The sequence below is a fragment of the Pseudomonas edaphica genome, assembly GCF_005863185.1.
GTDB classification, from domain to species: domain Bacteria; phylum Pseudomonadota; class Gammaproteobacteria; order Pseudomonadales; family Pseudomonadaceae; genus Aquipseudomonas; species Aquipseudomonas edaphica.
On sequence record NZ_VBVZ01000631.1, the window covers coordinates 1 to 3,530 of the forward strand.

The following is a 3,530-nucleotide window of genomic DNA, read 5'->3' on the forward strand; positions in this document are numbered from 1 at the left end:
GGCTGGTGAGCTGGACTTGCTGGGCTCCGCCCGGGAGTATGAAACCGCGCAAGCAGGGTTGGTCATGTCGCGTGCCTACATCCTCGATCAGATGATGCTGGCAACCCATCGCGGCTCGGTCGGCGATGTGCAGCAAGACCTTGCCGGCGAGCGGCTGGCCATGTCCAAATACTACGTTGAGCCTTCCGCTATCCAGGCGCTTTATCCAAAAGCAAAGATCGAACTCTACCCCTCGGCGCTGGAGGGTATCAGTGCGGTTGCCTTTGGTCAGGCGGATGCATTCGTGGGCGCGGGGATCACATCCAGCTATCTGATTGGGCAAAATTTCTACACCGATCTGCATCTGAGGCCGTCAGTTGATAAAAAGGTCAGCGGTGTCGGTTTTGTCTTGAATGCCGACAACAAGCAGTTGCTGCGAGTGCTCAATCAGGCGCTGAACGCGATTCCCGCTGCCGAGAAGCAGTCGATTGCGCGGCGCTGGAGGTTGCGCTCCACAGCCGCAGAGGGCTTTGACCTTGGCTTTACCCCGCAAGAGGAACAATGGCTGGCAGAGCATCCTAAACTGCGGGTGGCGTTGATTGATGGCAACCCGCCATTGACCTTTTTTGATCAAAATGACCTGCTGCGTGGCCTCAATGCCGACCTGTTGGAGAAAATCAGCCAGCGAACCCACCTACAGTTCGAGGTGGTTCGTGCTGGCTCGTTTGATGAGCAGGCTGACCTGTTGAGCAAAGGCAAGGCTGATTTTTCGCCCACGTTCCAGCATGACCAGCGTCTGGGGGAGCTGCGCTATACCCGGCCGTACATGACCAACCCAGATGTATTTGTCAGCCGTGTTGGCGAGGCAGAGCCCAAAAGCCTGGAAGAGATGTCAGGCAAGCGCCTGGTCGTCAGTCCCGGCAGCTATTGGGCCGCCTATGTTCGCCAGAATTACCCGGACATTACGCTGATGGAGGCCGGCAGCCGTGCTGACCAGATGGCGCTGGTTGCACAAAACAAGGCGGATGCCACGCTCAGCATCCTGCTGGCTTCGCGGTATATGATATCCACGTTCTACCGTGACCGGTTGCGCATCACGCGTACGATGGGTGGTGAACACCCGGCTCAATTGCGATTGGCCACTGATCGCAGGTCTTTTGAGCTTCACTCCATCCTCGACAAAACACTGCGCAGTTTTTCCCGCGAGGAGCTCGACGACCTGTCCGATCGCTGGCGTGGCGAAGTCATGCTGGACAATCGCGGTACCCAGGCCAGCCAGCGAGCTTTTCTCAAATGGCTGGCAGTGGCGATAGGCCTGTTGCTCGCTGCGGCGGGCTGGATCATTTACCTGCGCCGCCTGATTCAGCGACGGGCCGCTGCCGAACAAGCATTGAAGGAGCAGATGGACTTCCTGCACGTCCTGATTGACGGCTTGCCGCACCCCATCTACGTTCGAGACCGGCAAGCCCGAATGCTGCTGTGCAATACCCGTTACCTGGAGGCGGTTGGACGTACCGAAGAACAAGCGATGGGTACTGCAATCGCAGGGGCCGTGGGCATTGCGCCATCTGACGCCCATGCGTTCGAGCAACAATACCGCGAGGTGATGGAGGCCGGCCAGGAGCAGATTCAGGACCGTCAGTTGGTGCTGGCCGACGGGCAGACGATTGATGCCTATCACTGGATCCTGCCGTTTCGCGATAGCAGCGGTGAAGTCAAAGGCATCATTGCCGGGTGGATCGATATCAGTGAGCGCGCACGCTTGCTCAGCGAACTCAAGGAAGCCAAGCACGAGGCCGATGGCGCCAACCGGGCGAAGACCACGTTCCTGGCAACCATGAGCCATGAGCTGCGCACGCCGATAAACGCCGTGGTCGGAATGCTGGAATTGGCGATGAAAAAGGCTGATCAAGGCATTCTCGACCGGTTTGCCATTGAAGTGGCCTCCAGCGCCGCACGGGCGTTGCTGGAGCTGATTGGCGACATCCTGGATGTGGCGCGCATCGAATCCGGGCGTCTGACCTTGACCCCACAGAGGGCTGCCTTCAAGGAGATGGTGGAGGAGGTGGTGCGGGTGCAGGCCGCCAGTGCTCGGCTAAAGCAACTGCCGTTGGTTCTGGAGTTCGATGAGCGTGCCAACCGTGAGGTGTTGATCGACCCGCTTCGGTTCAAGCAGGTGCTGGCAAACCTGCTGAGCAATGCAATCAAATTTACCGAGAAAGGCGAGGTGCTGGTCAGCGTCAAGGCGACACTCGACGAAGAAAATCAGCAGATGAGTATTCAGTTGCGCGTACGCGATACTGGCATCGGCATCAGCGCCGAAGACCAGTTGAAACTGTTTGCGCCCTTCACTCAGGTTGGCAGTCAGAGCCAGTTGACTGTCGGCGGATCGGGGTTGGGGCTGACCATCAGCCGTACGTTATGCACGATGATGGACGGCGAGTTGAAGCTGAGCAGTGTGCCAGGTCTTGGCACGCAAACCGAGGTGCTGTTGACGTTACCCATCCTGGCTCCATTGCCCCGCAGCCAGCCTGAACCCGCCGAGCTGTTGCCTGCCAGTGAGTTGAACATTCTGGTGGTTGATGACTACCCCGCCAACCGCTTGTTGCTGCTGCAACAACTGAGCTATCTGGGACACAGCGTCAAAGACGAGCAGGATGGCGCCCACGGCTTGCGCACCTGGCGCAGCCATCCCTTCGATGTGGTGATCACCGACTGCAATATGCCAGTGATGAATGGCTATGAACTGGCCAAGGCGATCCGTGACGACGAGGCTGCCTCGGGCAAGCCGCCGTGTCTGATCCTTGGCTTTACCGCCAACGCGCAACCCGACGAGGTCGACCGCTGTCTTGCTGCGGGCATGGATGACTGCCTGTTCAAACCCATCAGCATGAAGGATCTGGCCGCACGCTTGTCGGGGGTTGAGTCGTCATTTGAACCAATGCCCGATAACGATGACGTGACGCACTTGGACGACGAGATCGACCTGGTCAGCCTTGAGCAACTGACCTACGGGGATCAGGCGTCAATCCGCAGCTTGTTGCAAGACCTGCTCAGCAGTAACGAGGAGGATCAAGTACGGTTGCTCAAACTCTTCAGCCAGAACGACCTGACCGGGCTGGCCGACCTGGCCCATCGGGTCAAGGGTGGCGCGCGCATCGTCAAGGCAAAGCGCTTGATTCACTGTTGCGAGCAGTTGCAGATAGATTGCGACGGGCACGACGCCGCGCGTTTGACCCAATCAGTGGATGCGCTGCACCAAACGATGGACGCGCTAACGCAGGTGTTGACACAACGGATCGCCCAATCCGTTGACTGACTGATTTGGGGCGGGGAGACAGGACTGTGAGGTCTCTGACCTAAATTGCTCTCCGGGAAATTTCCTACATTTCGGTCAGGAAAATCCCCGGATAATTTCGGCTCAAAGAACAGAGATGACCTCTCGTCTACCGAATCCGCTAGGGAGCGACCCCATCTTTCATTGACGTTGCCCAAGCAACGCACCCGCAACGTTAATGAATATGCGTCATGGATGACCTGAATACACCTGC

General features: G+C 58.0%; 1 protein-coding gene. It reads left to right on the forward strand.

Annotated elements, in window-relative coordinates; genetic code table 11:
- Nucleotides 1-3,298: ATP-binding protein (locus FEM54_RS27930; protein ID WP_138453793.1), on the forward strand; the 3,298-nt coding region annotated here is incomplete at its 5' end.
- Nucleotides 3,299-3,530 lie beyond the last annotated feature (232 nt).